This is a genomic window from Escherichia sp. Lx600-2 (genome assembly GCF_036662595.1).
GTDB classification, from domain to species: Bacteria; Pseudomonadota; Gammaproteobacteria; order Enterobacterales; family Enterobacteriaceae; genus Escherichia; species Escherichia coli.
In genome coordinates this window covers 23823-41609 of the sequence record NZ_JAYQWM010000012.1, presented here as the reverse complement: position 1 = coordinate 41609, position 17787 = coordinate 23823, and the positions used below count along the sequence as shown (strand labels likewise).

21 protein-coding genes are annotated in these 17787 nt (G+C 51.5%); 10 read left to right on the top strand and 11 right to left on the bottom strand.

Translation table 11 applies throughout. The features are described from left to right. The first annotated feature begins 10 nt into the window (after window positions 1-10). The 6 genes from OQV04_RS06760 to OQV04_RS06735 all read left to right on the top strand — a co-directional run bounded on the left by OQV04_RS06760 (window position 11) and on the right by OQV04_RS06735 (window position 7430). Window positions 11-802 carry a 3-ketoacyl-ACP reductase gene (locus tag OQV04_RS06760; protein WP_000843384.1) on the top strand — a complete coding sequence of 264 codons (792 nt, stop codon included), beginning with the start codon at window positions 11-13 and terminating at the stop codon, window positions 800-802. Between the two features lie 9 nt (window positions 803-811). Next, window positions 812-1654 (top strand): sugar phosphate isomerase/epimerase family protein, encoded by an 843-nt coding sequence (locus tag OQV04_RS06755; protein ID WP_001205235.1) that lies wholly within the window; start codon window positions 812-814, stop codon window positions 1652-1654. Between the two features lie 9 nt (window positions 1655-1663). Next, window positions 1664-2440, top strand: coding sequence for an enoyl-CoA hydratase/isomerase family protein (locus tag OQV04_RS06750; protein ID WP_001283543.1), 777 nt, complete (start codon window positions 1664-1666; stop codon window positions 2438-2440). Window positions 2441-2449: 9 nt separating this feature from the next. Then, window positions 2450-3991, top strand: a complete 1542-nt coding sequence (locus OQV04_RS06745) for an acyl CoA:acetate/3-ketoacid CoA transferase (protein ID WP_112918943.1) — start codon at window positions 2450-2452, stop codon at window positions 3989-3991. Next, window positions 3988-6060 (top strand): FAD-dependent oxidoreductase, encoded by a 2073-nt coding sequence (locus OQV04_RS06740; protein ID WP_032282044.1) that lies wholly within the window; start codon window positions 3988-3990, stop codon window positions 6058-6060. Before OQV04_RS06745 ends, OQV04_RS06740 begins: the two co-directional genes overlap by 4 nt. 92 nt (window positions 6061-6152) lie before the next feature. Beyond that, window positions 6153-7430, top strand: coding sequence for an MFS transporter (locus OQV04_RS06735; protein WP_001033615.1), 1278 nt, complete (start codon window positions 6153-6155; stop codon window positions 7428-7430). 101 nt (window positions 7431-7531) lie between these two features. On the opposite strand, the gene rplI is transcribed toward OQV04_RS06735, so the two are convergent. From rplI to rpsF, 4 genes are read right to left on the bottom strand one after another with little or no spacing between them, the layout of a single operon-like run. Then, window positions 7532-7981: a 50S ribosomal protein L9 gene (rplI, locus tag OQV04_RS06730; protein WP_001196062.1), complete on the bottom strand. Its 450-nt coding sequence runs from the start codon at window positions 7979-7981 to the stop codon at window positions 7532-7534. Between the two features lie 41 nt (window positions 7982-8022). Beyond that, entirely contained in the window at window positions 8023-8250 is a 228-nt protein-coding gene (gene rpsR / locus OQV04_RS06725; protein ID WP_000135199.1) for a 30S ribosomal protein S18, read from the bottom strand. A gap of 4 nt (window positions 8251-8254) precedes the next feature. Beyond that, the gene (priB, locus tag OQV04_RS06720; protein ID WP_001296681.1) at window positions 8255-8569 is read right to left on the bottom strand and encodes a primosomal replication protein N; all 315 of its coding nucleotides are present in this window, start codon (window positions 8567-8569) and stop codon (window positions 8255-8257) included. Window positions 8570-8575: 6 nt separating this feature from the next. After that, window positions 8576-8971, bottom strand: a complete 396-nt coding sequence (gene rpsF, locus OQV04_RS06715; protein ID WP_001216676.1) for a 30S ribosomal protein S6 — start codon at window positions 8969-8971, stop codon at window positions 8576-8578. 326 nt (window positions 8972-9297) lie between these two features. Here rpsF and yjfY point away from each other — a divergent pair, with 326 nt between their 5' ends. Next, entirely contained in the window at window positions 9298-9573 is a 276-nt protein-coding gene (gene yjfY, locus OQV04_RS06710) for a DUF1471 family protein YjfY (protein ID WP_000492914.1), read from the top strand. 128 nt (window positions 9574-9701) lie between these two features. Here yjfY and ulaF read toward each other — a convergent pair whose 3' ends face one another. Genes ulaF through ulaA form a run of 6 tightly spaced genes read right to left on the bottom strand, consistent with a single transcriptional unit; the run spans window position 9702 to window position 14108 of the window. Next, window positions 9702-10388: an L-ribulose-5-phosphate 4-epimerase UlaF gene (gene ulaF / locus OQV04_RS06705; protein WP_001170848.1), complete on the bottom strand. Its 687-nt coding sequence runs from the start codon at window positions 10386-10388 to the stop codon at window positions 9702-9704. Beyond that, window positions 10388-11242 (bottom strand): L-ribulose-5-phosphate 3-epimerase UlaE, encoded by an 855-nt coding sequence (ulaE, locus tag OQV04_RS06700; RefSeq protein WP_000949504.1) that lies wholly within the window; start codon window positions 11240-11242, stop codon window positions 10388-10390. Before ulaE ends, ulaF begins: the two co-directional genes overlap by 1 nt. 9 nt (window positions 11243-11251) lie before the next feature. Then, window positions 11252-11902 carry a 3-keto-L-gulonate-6-phosphate decarboxylase UlaD gene (gene ulaD, locus OQV04_RS06695; RefSeq protein ID WP_000056760.1) on the bottom strand — a complete coding sequence of 217 codons (651 nt, stop codon included), beginning with the start codon at window positions 11900-11902 and terminating at the stop codon, window positions 11252-11254. Between the two features lie 13 nt (window positions 11903-11915). After that, window positions 11916-12380 carry a PTS ascorbate transporter subunit IIA gene (gene ulaC / locus OQV04_RS06690; protein ID WP_000776505.1) on the bottom strand — a complete coding sequence of 155 codons (465 nt, stop codon included), beginning with the start codon at window positions 12378-12380 and terminating at the stop codon, window positions 11916-11918. Window positions 12381-12389: 9 nt separating this feature from the next. Further along, on the bottom strand, window positions 12390-12695 hold the full coding sequence (gene ulaB, locus OQV04_RS06685; RefSeq protein ID WP_000218362.1) for a PTS ascorbate transporter subunit IIB: 306 nt from the start codon (window positions 12693-12695) through the stop codon (window positions 12390-12392). A 15-nt stretch (window positions 12696-12710) separates the two neighbouring features. Next, window positions 12711-14108, bottom strand: a complete 1398-nt coding sequence (gene ulaA, locus OQV04_RS06680; protein ID WP_001351893.1) for a PTS ascorbate transporter subunit IIC — start codon at window positions 14106-14108, stop codon at window positions 12711-12713. Window positions 14109-14462: 354 nt separating this feature from the next. On the opposite strand from ulaA, the gene ulaG reads away from it, so the two are divergent. Then, entirely contained in the window at window positions 14463-15527 is a 1065-nt protein-coding gene (ulaG, locus tag OQV04_RS06675; protein ID WP_001301370.1) for an L-ascorbate 6-phosphate lactonase, read from the top strand. A 107-nt stretch (window positions 15528-15634) separates the two neighbouring features. After that, window positions 15635-16390 (top strand): HTH-type transcriptional regulator UlaR, encoded by a 756-nt coding sequence (gene ulaR / locus OQV04_RS06670; protein WP_000133631.1) that lies wholly within the window; start codon window positions 15635-15637, stop codon window positions 16388-16390. On the opposite strand, the gene yjfP is transcribed toward ulaR, so the two are convergent. Next, window positions 16387-17136: an esterase gene (gene yjfP, locus OQV04_RS06665; RefSeq protein ID WP_000569679.1), complete on the bottom strand. Its 750-nt coding sequence runs from the start codon at window positions 17134-17136 to the stop codon at window positions 16387-16389. The genes ulaR and yjfP overlap by 4 nt on opposite strands. Window positions 17137-17317: 181 nt before the next feature. Here yjfP and bsmA point away from each other — a divergent pair, with 181 nt between their 5' ends. Further along, window positions 17318-17647 (top strand): biofilm peroxide resistance protein BsmA, encoded by a 330-nt coding sequence (gene bsmA, locus OQV04_RS06660; RefSeq protein ID WP_000254633.1) that lies wholly within the window; start codon window positions 17318-17320, stop codon window positions 17645-17647. Window positions 17648-17787 lie beyond the last annotated feature (140 nt).

The window sequence follows — 17787 nt, the reverse complement described above, 5'->3', positions numbered from 1 at the left end:
GAGCTATTGTATGAAATCCACTCGTCCTGTTGCCGTGATTACCGGAGCCGCTCGTGGTATTGGAAAGGGCTGTGCGCTGGAGCTTGCTCGTGGCGGATTTAACCTGCTGATTAACGATCTTCCCGATGCCGACAGCGTAGAAAAACTGCATATCACACAACAAGAATGTATAGCTGAAGGCGTGGAAGTGATTTGCTTCCCTGCCGATGTCGGCGATCTCTCCTTGCATGAAGAGATGCTCGACGCGGCGCAAAACCTGTGGGGACGTCTGGACTGCCTGCTCAACAACGCAGGCATTTCAGTGAAAAAACGCGGTGACCTCCTCGACCTCGAACCAGACAGCTTCGATCAAAACATTGCCATTAACACCCGCGCGCCGTTCTTCCTTGCTCAGGCATTCAGTAAGCGCTTACTGGCACAGCCGAAACCGGAAGCGGAGCTGCCGCACCGCTCGATTATTTTCGTCAGTTCCATCAACGCCATCATGCTGGCGATGAATCGCGGCGAATACACCATTGCCAAAACCGCCGTTTCTGCCGCTGCTCGTCTGTTTGCTGCTCGCCTTTGTAATGAACAAATTGGCGTTTATGAAGTGCGCCCTGGTCTCATCAAAACCGATATGACTATTCCAGCAACGGCTTATTACGACGAACTGATTGCCAAAGGTCTGGTGCCGTGGGGACGTTGGGGTTATCCGGCTGATATTGCTTCCACCGTCCGCGCGATGGCGGAAGGTAAACTGATTTACACCTGTGGTCAAGCGGTCGCCATCGACGGCGGCTTAAGTATGCCGCGCTTCTGAGGCTGAATCATGAGAGATCTGTTACAACGCCCGGATTTATTCAGTATCAATACCGCGACACTGGGCTATAAAACGCCGCTACCCGCCATTATTGATGCCTGCGCCGCACGCGGTATTGGCGCAATTGCCCCCTGGCGCAGGGAGTTGCAGGGTGAAGATCTCCAGCAAATCGCCCGCCAGCTTGCCGCCAGTAACATGAGCGTTTCCGGTTTGTGCCGTAGCACTTACTACACCGCGCCGACACTGGCGGAACGCAAACTGGCGATTGATGATAACCGCCGGGCGCTGGACGACGCAGCGGTCCTTAACGCCGCCTGTTATATGCAGGTGGTTGGCGGGTTACCGCAGGGAACAAAAGATTTGTACGAAGCGCGGGAACAAGTAAAACAAGGGATTCGCCAGTTGCTGCCACATTCGAAAGATGTCGGCGTGCCAATTGCGCTGGAGCCGCTGCACCCGATGACTGCTGCCGACCGCTCTTGCCTGTGCACGTTACGTCAGGCGCTGGACTGGTGTGATGAACTCGATCCCGATGGTGAGTTTGGCCTCGGCGTGGCGGTGGATGTTTATCACGTCTGGTGGGATCCGGAGCTCGCCAGTCAGATCCTGCGTGCCGGAAAACGCATCCTCGCGTTTCATGTTTCCGACTGGTTAGTACCGACCACCGATCTGGTCAATGACCGGGGAATGCCGGGAGATGGCGTCATCAATATTCCGTCAATTCGTCGGCTGGTTGAAAACGCCGGATTTAATGGCGCTATAGAACTGGAAATATTCTCGCCTTACTGGTGGCAGAAAGATATTAACAGCACGCTGGATATTAGCGTCGATCGCATCGCGCATTATTGTTAAGGAATGATCATGAGTGACCAACCCGTTCTGTTCAGCAGAGCGGCGGCTTCTTGCCGCCTGACATTGAACCGTGAAGATAAATGTCATGCTATTAATGAAGAAATGATCGAATCTCTCGACCATTATTTAAATGAAATTGAAAACGACACCACATTACGATTAGTCGAATTAACGGCAACCGGCGATAAATTCTTTTGTGCGGGTGGCGATATTAAATCGTGGTCGGCCTATTCGCCATTAGATATGGGCAGAAAATGGATTAAACGCGGTAATGACGTTTTTAATCGCCTGCGCAACTTACCCCAATTAACCGTTGCGAATCTCAACGGTCATACCATCGGCGGTGGTATTGAACTGGCCTTGTGCTGCGATATTCGTATTGCCCGCCCCGGCGCGAAATTCTCTAACCCGGAAGTGATGCTCGGCATGGTGCCTGGCTGGATGGGCATTGAACGTGTGCTTAATCAGGTTGGTCCGGTGGTCGGTCGCCAGATGCTGATGCTGGGTAAACGCCTGACGGCGCAGGAAGCCCAGGCGGCGAATTTAATTGATGAAGTGGTAGAAAAAGAACAGGTGGAAAACTGGATGGCGAACCAGTTAGCGCAGCTGGAAAAATGCGGTCCGGTGGCACTGGCGCATATTAAGCAACTGATTCTGGCACTGGAAAATAAACATGCCGATTACCCGCACCAGCTACTGGCCGGATTAATGTCTGCCACTCAGGATTGCCAGCAGGCGACGCGCGCCTTTGCCGAAAAAAGTAGCGTGAGCTTCCATAATCAATAAGGAAATTGTATGCGTAAGATAACAACCGCCGAGGCACTGGCGGCGCAAATTCAGGACGGTGCGATTATTGCTATTAGCGGTAACGGCGGCGGTATGGTGGAAGCCGACCATATTCTGGCTGCTATTGAAGCGCGTTTCCTGCAAACCGGACACCCTCGCGACCTGACGCTAATCCACTCGCTGGGTATTGGCGATCGCGACTGCAAAGGCACTAATCGTTTTGCGCACGCAGAGATGCTCAAACGCATTATTGCCGGGCACTTTACCTGGTCGCCCAAAATGCAGGCGCTGGTAAAAAATAACACGATTGAAGCCTACTGCTTTCCTGGTGGCGTGATTCAGGCACTGCTACGGGAGATCGGCGCCGGACGTCCGGGGCTTTTTACCCACGTTGGGCTGGGATCGTTTGTTGATCCACGCAATGGCGGCGGTAAGTCGAATGAATGCACTACCGACGAGCTGGTAGAACTGATTGAAATCGACGGTGAAACCAAACTTCGTTATCGCCCTTTCAAAGTGGATTACGCGATTTTGCGTGGCACTTATGCCGATCCTCGAGGCAACGTCAGCCTTGAAGAAGAAGCGATTGATATGGATAGCTATTCCATGGCGCTGGCAGCACACAACAGCGGCGGTAAAGTGTTCGTACAGGTACGCGATGTGCTGGAAGCTGGCGCGATTGAACCACGCCGGGTTAAATTACCGGGCATTCTGGTTGATGGCATCGTTGAACACCGCGAACAGCCACAAACCTATCTTGGCGGTTACGACCTGACCATCAGCGGCCAACATCGCCGTCTGAGTTCTAACGACGCTATTGAACTGGTTAGTCATCCGGTACGTCGCCTGATTGCCCGTCGGGCAGCACGCGAACTGGTAGCTGGCGCTTCAACCAACTTTGGCTTTGGTATTCCCGGCGGCATTCCAGGAGTAGCGCTGCGCGAAGGCGTTCCTTACCAAAGTTTATGGCTGAGCGTCGAGCAAGGCGTACATAACGGCATGATGCTGGATGATGCTCTGTTTGGTTGTGCCCGCAACGCCGATGCCATTATTCCATCACTCGATCAATTTGAGTTCTACAGTGGCGGAGGGATCGATATCACCTTCCTCGGCATGGGAGAGATGGATCAGTACGGTAACGTCAACGTCTCCCATCTCAATGGCAATCTGATTGGCCCCGGCGGATTTCTCGAAATTGCGCAAAATGCCCGTAAAGTGGTGTTCTGCGGCACGTTCGACGCTAAAGGCAGCAAGATCGATATAACACCAGATGGCTTGCATATCGCCCAGTCAGGTCAAATCCCTAAACTGGTTACCAAGGTGGAAAAAATCACTTTTAGCGCCGCCTACGCACAGCAAAGTGGTCAGGAAGTGTTGTATATCACTGAACGCGCAGTATTCCAGTTAACGGCAGAAGGCGTTGAATTAATTGAAATCGCGCCGGGTGTGGAGATTGAGCGCGACATTCTGCCGTATATGGCTTTCCGTCCAATTATCAAGCACCCACGCCTGATGGAAAGTAGCCTGTTTACGCCGATGGAGGATGCATGAGTCAGCTTGATGACACCATCCTTGATGCGCTGACGCACGTTACTTTCCCAAAGGGTTTTGCACAGGCAGAGCCCGCATGGGTTGTCACGGTAGACGGTGTTGATTACCCACTCTGGCAAACAGATGCCCTGGTAGTCGGCAGTGGTGCAGCCGGGCTGCGTGCAGCTGTGGAACTTAAACGCCGCCAGCAAAATGTGCTGATCGCCACCGCCGGGTTATATATGGGGACGTCGGCATGTTCTGGTTCCGATAAACAGACACTGTTTACCGCCGCTACCGCGGGCAACGGCGACAACTTCACCAAACTGGCAGAGGCACTGGCGAGCGGTGGGGCGATGGATCACGACACCGCTTATGTCGAAGCGGTAGGTTCTCTGCACACTCTTGGCGGGTTGCAATATCTTGGTCTGGAATTACCGGAAGATCGCTATGGCGCGATTCTTCGTTATCAAACCGACCATGACGAAGCCGGGCGTGCAACCTCGTGTGGGCCGCGTACCTCAAGGTTAATGGTGAAAGTGCTGTTGGAAGAAGTACAGCGCCTCGCCATTCCAGTGTTGACCAGTGCAACAGTGATTAAACTGCTGCATCAGCGTGACGAAAACGGCGAAGACCGTGTTGCGGGGGCAATCCTCGCGACCGGTCATCGCGCCCATACCCCTTGGGGGCTGGCAATTGTGACTGCGCCCAATGTGGTACTGGCAACAGGAGGGCCTGGCGAGCTTTATCGCGACAGTGTGTACCCACACAAATGTTTTGGCTCGCTGGGGCTGGCGCTGGAGGAAGGCCTGACGCTAACCAATCTGACCGAAAGCCAGTTTGGTATAGGCACGCCGCGTAGCACGTTTCCGTGGAATTTATCCGGCACCTATGTACAGGTGATCCCGTATATCTATTCCGTGGATGCTGAGGGTAACGAGTATAACTTCCTCGCGGATTACTATCGCACCACCCAGGAGCTGGCTTCAAACATTTTCCGTAAAGGCTATCAGTGGCCGTTCCACGCCACTCGGGTGATGGATTTTGGCTCCAGCTTGTTAGATATGGCGGTGGCGCAAGAGCAGCAACATGGTCGTCGGGTGTTTATGGATTTCAATCGCAATCCTGAAGCGGTGCCTGGTGATTTGCCCTTCACATTAGATCGACTGGACGACGACGTTCGCGCGTATCTGGAAAATAACGACGCTCTGGCAGCATCGCCCATCGAACGGCTGCAACGAATGAATCCGCTGTCTATCTCGCTGTATAAGATGCACGGTTACGATCTCACCGCGCAGCCTCTGCAGTTCGCCATGAATAATCAGCACATGAATGGCGGCATTGAAGTGGATATCTGGGGACAAACATCCCTGCCCGGTTGTTTTGCGGTGGGAGAAGTAGCCGGAACTCACGGCGTTACCCGACCAGGCGGTGCGGCGCTGAATGCCGGACAGGTTATTGCCGTGCGTCTGGCGCGCTTTATTGGTTGCACACAAAAGCGGTCTGTTGAGGGTGATGTCGCGCAGCTGGTAGCCTCATCTCTGAATATAGTCAGAGAAGTTATCGCTCAGGCACTGGTAAATGAGAACGGAATGGCGCTGGTAACGGTGAAAGAAAAAATCCAGGCGCGAATGTCTGATTACGCCGGATTTATTTGTCATGCCGATAAAGTTCGTCACGCCACCCGTGACGCCCTGCTGCTAAGTGAGTTTGTACAACAACACGGTTTAACCATCAATCACGCAGGCGAAATTGCCGAACTATTTATGTGGCGGCATATGGCGCTGACTTCGGCCGCGGTATTAACGCAATTGACGCATTATATTGACGCAGGTGGTGGCAGTCGTGGGGCGCGGATGGTTATTGATCCACAAGGCAAATGCCTCCCACAAACTCGTCGCGGCGCAAAAGAAGAATGGCGTTTTCGCTCTGAACGGGCTGAAGACAAAAATCACAGATTAACGATTAAATATTCGCAAGGTTCTTTTATTACCGAAGTGAAGTCTTTACGTATGCAACCGTGTATTAACGGTATTTACTTTGAAAAAAACTGGCCAGAATTTTTAAATGGAGAAATTTACACACAATAATTTTCAATATTTCCTCTGTACCTGATTTTTATTACCTATTACACGGAAACACCAACAACCAGGGTTTATTAATATAATTAAAAGGTTTAAACATGAATAAAATAAAGAATTACCGGTGGCATATGATTGCCCTCGTATGCTTTATCACTGTAATCAATTATCTGGACAGAACGGCGTTAGGTATTGCGGCTCCAACGATTATGGAGACAACCGGAATAACTAAAGAGCAATATTCATGGATTGTCAGTGCATTCCAGTTGGCCTATACATTAGGGCAACCGGTAATGGGCTTCTTTATTGATACCGTGGGTCTGAAGTTAAGTTTTGCGATATGTGCCGCAATTTGGGGCCTGGCGACAATGGGCCATGCACTAACCGGAACGTGGTCAGGTCTGGCATTTATGCGCGCCCTGATGGGTTTCAGCGAAGCGTCGGCAATTCCGGCGGGTGTAAAAACCGCATCAACATGGTTCCCGGCAAAAGAGCGTGGCGTGGCGACAGGTGTTTTCAATATGGGCACCTCACTCGGCGCGATGCTTGCTCCACCGTTGATTGCCTGGTGCATTATGTTTCATAGCTGGCAATTTGCGTTTATTGTTTCAGGTAGCCTTGCTTTGCTCGCGGCTTTATTTTGGTTCTTTTGTTATAAAGATCCGAAAGATGCCAAACGCCTTTCTGATGAAGAGCGCCACTATATTGAATCAGGGCAAGAACAGCATCTTAAAACAGATAAGAAAGAAAAAACGTCAATCAAGCATATCCTCAGCCAACGTAATTTCTGGGGGATTGGCATCGCGCGTTTTCTCGCAGACCCGGCATGGGGAACCATTAACTTCTGGGTGCCGATTTTCTTCGTCGAAACGCTGCATTTTAGCCTGAAAGAAATTGCCATGTTCGTCTGGCTGCCTTTCCTGCTGGGCGATCTCGGCTGTTTAGCCAGTGGTTTTGTCGCGAAGTTCTTCCACGATCGCGGCGTGAGTTTAATTAACTCACGAAGAATTACCTTCACTATTGCAGCCGTCATTATGATGACGATTGGCCTGGTGAGTATTGTCGAAAATCCCTACATTGCCGTATTACTGATTAGTATTGGCGCGTTCTCGCATCAATGTCTTTCTACTGTAGCAGCAACTCTGGGTGGCGATCTGTTCAAAAAAGACGAAGTAGCTACCGCAGTGGGTATGGCAGGAGCCTGTGCGTGGAGCGGTCAGTTGATTTTCAACCTGTTTATCGGGGCATTCGTTCACATTATCGGCTTCGCGCCGTTCTTTATTGCCCTGGCTTTCTTTGACATTATTGGCGCCATTGCGCTGTGGACGCTTATCAAAGTTAAAGATGAAGAACCGCAAGTACAGTTAGCGACAAGCTAATTAATAGATATCAGAGCGTTATACTACCAGTTGTAACGCTTTCGCTATAAAGCAAAACGCCGACCACTGGTCGGCGTTTTTACGTCTCGTTGAATAACGAATTATTCAGCTACTACGTTTACGATCACTTTCGCGAATACTTCGCTGTGAACCTGGAAGCTCACTTCGTGTTCGCCAGTGGTACGCAGAACGCCGTTCGGCAGACGAACTTCGCTCTTAGCCACTTCAACGCCAGCTGCAGTTACAGCGTCAGCGATGTCGCGAGTACCGATGGAACCGAACAGTTTACCTTCGTCGCCAGCTTTAGACGCGATGGTAACAGTTTCCAGTGCATTGATTTTCTCAGCGCGAGCATTAGCAGCTGCCAGAACTTCAGCCAGTTTAGCTTCCAGTTCAGCGCGACGTGCTTCGAAGAATTCAATGTTTTTCTTGGTAGCTGGAACAGCTTTACCCTGCGGTACCAGGAAGTTACGAGCATAGCCCGCTTTAACGTTTACCTGATCACCCAGGCTACCCAGGTTTGCTACTTTATCAAGCAGAATAACTTGCATTACCTTATCCTCTCAAAGTCGTATTAATGGACCGTGACCGATTACTGATGGCGATCAGTGTACGGCAGCAGGGACAGGTAGCGAGCGCGTTTGATAGCGCGAGCCAGCTGACGCTGGTATTTTGCACGGGTACCGGTGATACGGCTTGGGACAATCTTACCGCTTTCGGTGATGTAGTTTTTCAGCGTAGCGATATCTTTATAGTCGATCTCTTGAACGCCTTCCGCGGTGAAACGGCAGAACTTGCGACGACGGAAATAACGTGCCATATGGCTAGTCTCCAGAATCTATCAATTCAATCTGCTCGGCATGCAAAACCATTTTGCTCAGTCCGTTCTTTGCCTTGTGGCATGAAATGAACCCCTGAACGGTTATGCGACTGCCGACCGTTATACTGTGAGTAATGGCCTGGTTTTCGTGTCCGCTAACAATAACGGGCATTTGACACCATGCCTGCCGGTGAAAACCGGCTTCCTCCTGCACAGAACGATGCTCAAGCACGAACTGGCAGTGAGGAATTCCTGATGGACTGACCTTTCGAAGGGGAGTCCTGCACACGGTGCCGGACAACACCAGACGGTTGGTCATCAGAAATTACTCTTCAGAATCCCCAGCTTCAGCATCATCAGCGGTTTCGTTTGCGAAATCATCGCGACGCTCACGGCGCTCGTCTTTCGCTTTAACCATTGGAGATGCTTCGGTAACAGCGTGCTTGGTACGCATAACCATGCTGCGGATAACGGCATCGTTGAAGCGGAAGGTAGTTTCCAGCTCATCGATCACTTCCTGCGGAGCTTCAACGTTCATCAGAACGTAGTGTGCTTTGTGCAGTTTGTTGATCGGGTAAGCCAGCTGACGGCGGCCCCAGTCTTCCAGACGGTGGATCTTGCCTTCTGCACCAGTGATGGCAGCAGTGTAGCGCTCGATCATGCCCGGAACCTGTTCGCTCTGGTCAGGATGGACCATAAAAACGATTTCGTAATGACGCATCGAATTGCTCCTTACGGATTATTCAGCCTCCTGTCTGGGTCAGCCGAATCCCGGGGAGGCAAGGAACGTGTTAAAGGTCGGCTGAAAAATGACGCGTTATAGTACTGACATACCCCGCTAAACTCAAGGGCGGAGCAGAAATAAATCTCCCCTTTCGCAAATAACCTCTAAACCGCTGATTTGAAGTTCATCACATTCCGTCACAGTGTTTTTTCGAACAACTGCATCAGAAATGGTCACCATCAACTTCTTTATCATTGATTAAAATTAAATCAGAAGATCATCACAGAGGAGAGCACACAAAGTCAGCCGTCGAGGAGGTATCTATGTTCAGTCGAGTTTTAGCCCTTCTGGCTGTGCTTTTGCTAAGTGCAAATACATGGGCAGCCATTGAAATTAATAACCACCAGGCCAGAAATATGGACGATGTGCAAAGCTTAGGCGTGATTTATATCAATCATAATTTCGCCACTGAAAGCGAAGCACGTCAGGCATTAAATGAAGAAACAGATGCGCAAGGCGCAACGTACTACCACGTAATTCTGATGCGGGAACCGGGGAGTAACGGCAATATGCACGCCAGCGCGGATATTTATCGCTAGCACCAGGTATAACCAACGAAACATTGCCATAGTTTGCTTTGCCCCCTTCGCAGGGGGCTTTTTTTGAAAAACGGCTGCGGAATTAGACCAGTTATCTCCCGAGGAAGGAAATTTCCGCAGCGCGTGTTTTACTTCTGCCCGTAATAAGCGTTAGGGCCGTGCTTACGCATGAAGTGTTTATTCATCAGGAAGCTGTCGATGTGATTGAGTTGTGGATTAATACTGCGCGCAATCCACGCCATTTTCGCCACTTCTTCCATCACTACCGCGTTATGCACCGCGTCGTGGGCATCTTTCCCCCAGGCGAACGGTCCGTGCTGATACACCACAATTCCCGGCGTATGCAGCGGCTCGGCGTTGCCCAGCGTTTCGATAATCACTTTGCCAGTGTTCAGTTCATACTCACCCTGCACCTCTTCTTCGCTTAATCCACGCGTACACGGGATATCACCAAAGAAGTAGTCAGCGTGCGTGGTGCCTAACGCCGGGATCGCCAGCCCCGCCTGCGCCCATGCGGTGGCATGAGTGGAGTGGGTATGGACAATGCCGCCAAGCGACGGGTAACGACGGTAGAGTTCGAGATGCGTCGCAGTGTCGGAAGATGGGCGATACTCCCCTTCCACCACCTTGCCGCTCATATCAACCACCACCATATCGGCCGCTTTCATGGTTTCGTAGGCAACGCCGCTGGGCTTGATCACCACCAGCCCGCGTTCGCGGTCGATAGCGCTGACGTTGCCCCAGGTAAAGGTCACCAGCCCGTAGCGCGGCAGCTCCATGTTGGCTTCAAATACCTGCTGTTTTAGCTTTTGCATTATGCCGCCTCCACCATGCCCGCTTTCGCCATGCGCGCTTTCACCCAATCACGCGCTTTCGCCACTTCTGCCGCCGGGTCTTCCGCCGTTTCGCTCCACATCTCAATCAGGTACGGCCCGCAATAGCCACTCTGTTTGAGCGTTTCGAAACAACGTTCGAAATCCACTACACCTTCGCCAAACGGCACGTTTTTGAAGACGCCAGGTTTGGTGTCTTTCACATGTACTGCGACGATATGCCCGATTCCGGCCTGCAACTCCATCTGCACATCGTTGTCCCACGCCGACAGGTTGCCGATATCCGGGTAGAGCTGGAACCACGGATTGTTGAGATAGTGCGCGTAGCCCAGCGCCTTGCTGATGGAGTTCATCAACGGATAATCCATGATCTCCATCGCCAGCGTCACCTGCGCGCGGCTTGCCATCTCAACGCTCTCTTTCAGGCCGTCACGAAAACGACGACGCGTTTCGTTATTGGCTTCCTGATAGTAAACGTCATAGCCCGCCAGCTGGATCACGCGAATGCCGACGTCCTGAGCGAACTGGATAGCTTTACGCATAATCTCCAGCCCCTGCGCCCGCACCGCGTCATCTTCGCTACCCAGCGGGAAACGACGATGAGCAGAAAGGCACATTGACGGTACGCGTACGCCGGTTTCAACAATCGCGTTCACCAGCGCCAGACGCTGATCGCGGCTCCAGTCGAGGCGCGACAGGCGCTCGTCCGTTTCATCTACCGACATCTCGACAAAATCGAAGCCCAACGTTTTTGCCAGTTGCAGGCGTTCCAGCCAGCACTCCCCGGCGGGGAGCGCTTTTTCATAGATGCCAAGCGGGATTTGTTTGGACAACATATCCGCTCCTTAGCCCCACAGTTCGGCGATGGAACGTTTGAACTGACGTGCGGCTTCCACCGGAGAAGCGGCATCACGGATACTACGGCCCGCGATAAAGACGTGAATCGGAATGCCTTTGAACAGTGGCAGATCTTCCAGCGCCAGGCCACCAGTGACGGTCACTTTGAAGCCCATATCGGAAAGACGTTTGATCGCGGTAATGTCCGCTTCGCCCCACGCCACGCCTGCGGCCTGCGCGTCACGGCTGCGGTGATAAACCACCTGCTGAATGCCTGCGTCGCGCCACTGCTGCGCCTGTTCCCAGGTCCAGTAGCCGGTCAGTTCAATCTGCACGTCGCCGTTAAACTCTTTTGCTACGTCCAGCGCGCCTTTGGCGGTGTTGATATCCGCACAGCAAATTACCGTCACCCAGTCAGCATTGGCTTCGAAGCACATACGAGAAAGAATTTTGCCCGCATCGGCAATTTTGGCGTCTGCGAGTACGATTTTGTGCGGGTAAAGCGCTTTCAGATCGCGAACCGCACGCACGCCTTCGCCCACGCACAGAATGGTGCCCACTTCGATAATGTCGACTTCTTCGGCAATCAGGCGAGTGGTTTCGTAGGCGCTATCCATAGTCTGGTTGTCCAGCGCGACTTGCAACATCGGTAATGACATCTTCAATTCCTTCTTAAGCTGCCGCGTTGGTGCGGTCAATGAGATCCAGTACTTCCTGCTCGGTACGGCAGGCACGTAAACGGTCGAAATTTTCTTCATCTTCAAACAGGTTGACGATCTGCATGATGCCTACTTCCTGGTGCGTGTTGGCATCGACCGCCGCCATGGTGATGAGGATATCCACAGGGTCATTATCTTCGTGGTTGAACTCCAGCGGCTTTTTCAGCGTCACTAGCGCAAAACCGGTTTTCTTAACGCCCTCTTCCGGGCGACCGTGCGGCATTGCCAGGCCTGGTGCGAGCACAAAGTACGGACCGTGCTGTTCAACCGCATCCAGAATCGCCTGGTAGTAACGCGGCTCGACAACATCCGCCGCCACCAGCAGGTCAACGCCGATTTTCACTGCGTCCTGCCATGTCTCTGCTTCAGCCTGCAGGCGGATGGATTTATTCTCCGCCAGCGAATCACGTAATTTCATGGCGCGTCCTTACTTCACGTCCTGCGGGAAATGCTCTTTGATCACTTCCAGCAGTTTCGGGCCAAAGTCGGCAGGAGAGAGCATGTTGCGCACGCCGACCACGTATTTGTTGCCGGTCACGGTGATTTCGCCCGCAATGTGCGTAGAAGCGATGATGATATCCGCGCCGCTCAACTCGCTTTTGTATTCGCCAACCGCGCAGCTGTTTACCGTGTGGTCAATGTTTGATTGGGTTAAAAACTGGTCCACTTTCATCTTCATGATCATGGAACTGCCTTGTCCGTTGCCACACACAGCCAGAATACGTACGGTCATAATCAAAACTCCTTATTAAGCAGACTGTTCTGCCAGTTGTTTTTCTGCATCTTCTTCTGCGCGCAGTGCGCGGCCAGCGAAGAACATATAAGCCAGTGCAATTACAATGATGACAGCCATAAAGGCGATACCGATGGAGAAGAAGCCCTGCATCATCGGCGGTGCCAGAATCGACCAGTCCGCCATACCCATCCAGGCACTCATACCGGTAAGTTTCACCGCCCAGACGCAACCAAAGATTTCGATCATCCCCATCACCAGACAAATCTTCAGCGCCGCACGCCAGCCGCCGAAGTGGTTAGCGAACACGCCGATGGTGGCGTTGGAGAAGAACATCGGGATAAAGCCGGGAATAATCAGGATCGAGGAGCCGCAGGCGACCAGGATGCCAACCGCAATCAGCTGACCGATGGTGCCCCACATAAAGCCCCAAACCACGGCGTTCGGCGCGAAGCTATAGATAGCCGCACAGTCAATCGCCAGAACCGCACCTGGGATCAGGCGCTGAGAGATACCGTTAAACGCTTCAGAGAGTTCCGCCACAAACATGCGCACGCCCTGAGTGATGATGAAGATCGCCACCGCGAAGGAGAAACCGGTTTGCAGGATGTAGACCGTCCAGTTCACTTTGCCTGCCATCGTCTGCACGGTGTCGATACCGAAGGAGAGCAGAATGGCGCCAAAGAAGATGGTCATGACAATCGCCGTGGAGACGATGTTGTCGTGGAAAATGTTCAGCCAGCCAGGCAGTTTGAGATCTTCAACGCTCTCCTCTTTTTTGCCCAGGAACGGCGCGACTTTATAAGCAATCCATGATGCAAACTGCTGCTGGTGACCGATGGAGAAACCGCAGCCATCCGTCACTTCCTGAGTCGGCTTGTACATCATATTGGAGGTAATGCCCCAGTAGAGCGAAACCAGAATCGCGGTGCAGATAATGGTCGTCCACATGGAATAGCCGAAAATAAACAACGTAACGGCAATCAGCCCCGCCTGCTGGAACATGATGTGACCAGTCAGCATGATGGTACGAATACCGGTAATGCGACGCAGCAGCACGTAACAGATGTTCAGTGCCAGCGCTAACAACACCGCGTAACCTACCCAGCTATAAGCATCGCCCATGCGTTCAATGGTTGCCATCATCGACGCGTAAGTATCTGAAATCGCACCGTTGATGCCGTAGACTTCCGACATTTTCGCCACCACCGGTTTGAAGGTACTGGTCAGGATGCCGGACCCTGCCTGCAACAACATGAAACCAATAATGGTTTTTATCGTACCTTTGATAATAACGCTGACACTTTTGCGCAGCAGGATATAGCCCAGACAGGTCACAATACCCAGCAGTAACGGGGCATTGGTCATGACCTGGTTAAAAAACACGGTAAAGATGTTGTAGAGGATCTCCATAACGATCTCCTGAAGAAGAGGTAACCGGGTATTCCGCACACCCGGAATGTTGTGCACTCACTCTAATTTTCAAAAGTAATCACAACAAGATTATTTATGATTAAATGTGACGCGACCCGCAAATAATTCCACACGGATAGAGTGGGATTCACACAACGAAACAATTATTTATTTAAATTCATTTAGTTAATTTAACTACACATTCCATTAAATCTTTCCACACTCAAAATCAACAACAACTTCCCTGGCAAAAAGTCAAAAAATGGTCATTGCCTTCCTGAAAAAATAGTGTCAGGATTAATCAAAACCAATCACATATTGATTCGAATTGAACTATCATGAAGGTAAATGGCGATGAGTAAAGTGAAAAGTATCACCCGTGAATCCTGGATCCTGAGCACTTTCCCGGAGTGGGGTAGCTGGTTGAATGAAGAAATTGAACAAGAACAGGTCGCTCCTGGCACATTTGCGATGTGGTGGCTTGGCTGCACCGGGATCTGGTTAAAATCGGAAGGTGGCACCAACGTTTGCGTTGATTTCTGGTGCGGCACTGGCAAACAAAGTCACGGTAACCCGTTAATGAAACAGGGTCACCAAATGCAGCGCATGGCTGGCGTGAAAAAACTGCAGCCAAACCTGCGCACCACCCCGTTTGTTCTTGATCCGTTTGCGATTCGCCAGGTCGACGCGGTACTGGCGACTCACGATCACAACGATCATATCGACGTCAACGTCGCTGCTGCTGTGATGCAGAACTGTGCTGATGACGTACCGTTCATTGGACCGAAAACCTGTGTGGATTTGTGGATTGGCTGGGGCGTACCGAAAGAGCGTTGCATCGTGGTCAAACCGGGCGATGTTGTAAAAGTGAAAGACATTGAAATTCATGCGCTTGACGCTTTCGACCGTACTGCACTGATCACCCTGCCTGCCGATCAAAAAGCGGCTGGCGTACTGCCGGACGGCATGGACGATCGCGCGGTGAACTATCTGTTCAAAACGCCTGGCGGCTCCCTGTATCACAGCGGCGACTCCCACTACTCTAACTATTATGCGAAGCACGGTAACGAACATCAGATCGACGTGGCTTTAGGTTCATACGGCGAAAACCCGCGCGGTATCACCGACAAAATGACCAGCGCCGATATGCTGCGTATGGGTGAAGCCCTGAATGCGAAAGTGGTTATCCCGTTCCACCACGATATCTGGTCAAACTTCCAGGCCGATCCGCAAGAGATCCGCGTGCTGTGGGAGATGAAAAAAGATCGCCTGAAGTATGGCTTCAAGCCGTTTATCTGGCAGGTTGGCGGCAAATTTACCTGGCCGTTGGATAAAGACAACTTCGAGTACCACTATCCGCGTGGTTTCGATGATTGCTTCACTATTGAACCGGATCTGCCGTTCAAGTCATTCCTGTAATCTGTCGTTTATACCGGATAGCGTGGAGTAGTTCGCGCTATCCGGCGTAGTATTTCCTGGCTATTTCAAATATCATCTAAAAAAATCAAATTTTATCGGAATAGCTCATGACTGAAGCACAAAGACATCAAATCCTCCTGGAAATGCTCGCACAATTGGGCTTTGTGACCGTTGAGAAAGTCGTTGAGCGTCTGGGAATTTCGCCTGCCACTGCGCGACGCGATATCAATAAACTTGACGAAAGCGGCAAACTGAAAAAAGTGCGCAATGGCGCAGAAGCTATTACCCAACAGCGCCCGCGCTGGACGCCGATGAATCTGCATCAGGCGCAGAATCACGATGAAAAAGTACGTATCGCTAAAGCGGCCTCGCAGCTGGTTAATCCGGGCGAAAGCGTAGTCATCAACTGCGGCTCCACCGCGTTTCTGCTTGGGCGGGAAATGTGTGGCAAGCCAGTGCAAATCATCACTAATTATCTACCGCTGGCAAATTACCTGATCGATCAAGAACATGACAGCGTGATCATTATGGGCGGACAGTACAACAAAAGTCAGTCCATCACTTTAAGCCCGCAGGGCAGCGAAAACAGTCTCTATGCCGGGCACTGGATGTTTACCAGCGGCAAAGGACTGACAGCAGAAGGGTTGTATAAAACCGATATGCTGACGGCAATGGCAGAGCAGAAGATGCTGAGCGTGGTAGGGAAACTGGTGGTACTGGTTGATAGCAGTAAGATTGGCGAACGCGCGGGAATGCTTTTTAGCCGTGCCGATCAAATTGATATGCTGATCACCGGCAAAAATGCTAACCCGGAAATCCTGCAACAACTGGAAGCGCAAGGGGTCAGCATTCTGCGTGTTTAAAGATGCTGGCGGAAAAATGTCACTGCAGCATCTAACGCCTCAGGCGTAATGCGGTGACGCACGCCTGGCTGCCATGAACAGGTTAGCAGTTTATCCCGTCCCGTCTCGCTTAAGGCCTGCTGCAAACGTAGTGATTCGTCGGCAGGCACAACGTCATCGTCGAGGCCATGCCACAGCAGTAGAGGTCTGTCACTAAGTTGTTCCAGGTGGTTTGTCGCTTCCCACTCTGCCAGCGGCGCGACAATGTTATTGAATTCATTCTGCTGTGCTGTCGTTTCAGGTATCAGCGGTGGAAACAGTGAACGGGCGAGTGATGTAAAATAGCCCGATCCCATCATGCTGGCGGTACATCTCACCGTGGGGTGGCGAGCGGTAATCCCCAGTGCCGTCATCGCGCCCATCGACGCACCACCGACTGCCAGACGGTCATCAAGCAGCCACTTTTCTTCGGCTATTGCCGCACGTAAAGTAGTGAATTCCTGCATACTTTGTAGCAAGATTTGCCAGAATTGATTTAACCGCCGCGCTGCGTCGCCACTAAAACGACTACCGTGATCGGGCGCATCCGGCATGATCACCCGCAAACCAGCCTGCGCCAGCGCAACGGCAAAATAGCTATACACCAGACTGGACGAAGTAAAGCCGTGATAAAAAATCGCGCACGGTAACGGGGTATCTTTTTGTCCGACAGGATAAGCATGAAGAACGGGAATATCTGCCAGCTCGCGTGATTCTATTTCAATCATCTGTCTCTCCTTTTTGTCTGGTATGACATGAAGAAATCCTTAGCACAAGTTTCTGCTGGCGGTATTAGTTCATAATGTTGAGATGTGGGTTACGCTTTCGTCACGTTTTCATTCGAAAATCGCGTACCAGGTAACAATTCGGGAACATTCCCCCAAAGTTAAATTAATAAGGCACTACACTATGGTTAGCAGGAAACGTAATAGCGTTATTTACCGGTTTGCCAGTTTATTATTGGTGTTGATGTTAAGTGCCTGTAGCGCACTGCAAGGTACGCCACAGCCAGCACCGCCAGTAACGGACCATCCGCAAGAGATTCGCCGCGACCAGACGCAAGGGTTACAGCGAATAGGTAGCGTAAGCACGATGGTTCGGGGTTCTCCGGATGACGCATTAGCAGAAATCAAAGCGAAAGCTGTCGCTGCAAAAGCTGATTATTACGTTGTCGTCATGGTGGACGAAACCATCGTGACAGGACAGTGGTATTCACAAGCCATTTTGTACCGTAAATAAATCAGACAACTTACATAGTCAGCTTTACATTGCTTTGCGTCCCTATGCGTTTACCTGTGCACAATAAATTACCGGCTGGAAGCCTGGGCGTTTATTACCGCGATGGAATGCCCTGCAACATGTGGGGAAACGAAAAATGG